We start from the raw sequence: 1,875 nt of genomic DNA on the forward strand, positions 1-1,875 counted from the left end.
CACGTTTGACGTGCGGCTGTCCAACACGGCGGGCTTCTCGGATGAGTGGATTCCGGTGTTTCCCGGCACAGACGGCGCCGTCGCGCTGGCGATGGGGCATGTGATCCTGGGCGAAGACATGCAGGACTCCGATTTCATCGACAACTGGACCAACGTCACCGTGGCCGAACTCAAGGCCCATTACAAGCAATACACGCCCGAGTGGGCGGCGAAGATATCCGGCGTTCCCGCGGAAACCATCGAGCGCGTCGCCCGTGAATTCGCCACGGCCAAGCCCGCCACGCTGTTCACCTACCGCGGACCGGCCAAACACTTGTACGGCTCCTACAACGAGAAGGCCTGCATGATGCTGCCCATCATGACCGGCAACGTTGAAAAGAAAGGCGGCTACTGCCTGCCGCGCGGCATGGGCTGGCCACAGCCCATGCCGGAGCCGGGCAAACCCGCCAAGGGCTCCTATCTTTCAAACCCACCAGACTATCCGCTGGCTGCACACAAGGTCAGCCATCTGGTGCCGTTCTGGATCGCCGAGGGCAAGCAGAAAATCAACGTGTACTTCACCTACCAGGACAACCCGGTTTATACGAACCCGGGATCCATGGCCGTGTGGGGCAAGCTGTTCAAGGACGAGAAGCTGATTCCCTATCTGGTGTCCATGAGTCCCTTCATGGGCGAGGAAACCGCGCTGGCTGACTTGATCCTGCCGGACTGCCCCTACCTGGAGCGCTGGGAGCCCGAGTCCATGCCCAACTCCCTGTGGCCCTGGCTCGGCATTCGCCAGCCAGTGCACAAGTCGCTGGGCGAGTCGCGCGAAAACCGGGTCATGCTGCGCGACATCATCCACAAGCTGGACCCGGACGGCAAGCGCGGCATGAAGCAGTTCTGGAATTTCAAGGATGGCGAGGACTACATGCGTCACCACTTTGACAACGTGCCCGGCCTGAAGGAGGCGGGTGGCTTGAACTTCCTCAAGCAGCATGGCGTCTGGCCCATCTACGGCAAACTCAATCCCAAAACGGGCAAGGTGTCAGACAAGACCGGACGCGAGATCCAGGCCGAATACGGACTCTACAAGAAAGAACTTTCCGCAGCCGATATGGCCGGGGCCACGGTGGACAAGGCGGGCGCCATCAGCAAGAATGGCAAGGCCATCGGGGTCAAGCGTGACGGCAAGAACTACGTGGGCTTTCCCACCGGCAACCGGGTCATCAACGTGCGGGTGGATCAGTGGGCGGACTATGGATTCAACCCCATGCCCACTTTCAAGCGAATCCCCTGGCACGAAACCATGAAGGATGACGAGTTGATCCTGTCCACCTTCAAGCTCAACGTGCACAAGCAGTCACGCACCGCCGCCGTGAAATGGCTGGCTGAAATTGCGCACAGCAACCCGGCGTGGATGAACCCGGAGACAGCCGCGAAATTGGGCGTCAAGACCGGTGACCTGGTGCGCCTCGAAAGCGCCGTAGGCCATCTGGTCACCAAGGCCTACGTCACCGAGGGTATCCACCCCAAGGTGGTTTCCATCCCCACCGGCTTCGGTCACTGGGAGTACGGTCGCCTCGCCACCCTCAAGCTCAAGAGCAAAAAGAGTGATGCCAGCCACGGCCAGGACGATCCGGATCTGAACAACGTCTGGTGGGACGACAAGGGCGTGCATCCGAACAACATCATCCCCGTGGTAGCCGACCCGATTGGCGGCTCGCAGGGTTGGTACGACACTGTCGTCAAGGTCAGCAAGGCCGGACCCAATGACAAGTACGGCGACTCTGAAGGAAGCTGGGAAAAACACGTGGCCGCGTTCAAGGAAACGATGCGCTACGCCTATACCGGCGACCTGCACCGCAAGATGCACCCCGAGATGGCGGCGTGGGC

The 1,875-nt window shown here is 60.7% G+C and carries 1 protein-coding gene; it reads left to right on the top strand.

Annotated features, from left to right (window positions below):
• Nucleotides 1-1,875: molybdopterin dinucleotide binding domain-containing protein (locus ABW22_RS16475; RefSeq protein ID WP_059759455.1), on the top strand; the 1,875-nt coding region annotated here is incomplete at both ends.

Source organism: Thiobacillus denitrificans (assembly GCF_001530125.1).
GTDB classification, from domain to species: Bacteria; Pseudomonadota; Gammaproteobacteria; order Burkholderiales; family Thiobacillaceae; genus Thiobacillus; species Thiobacillus denitrificans_C.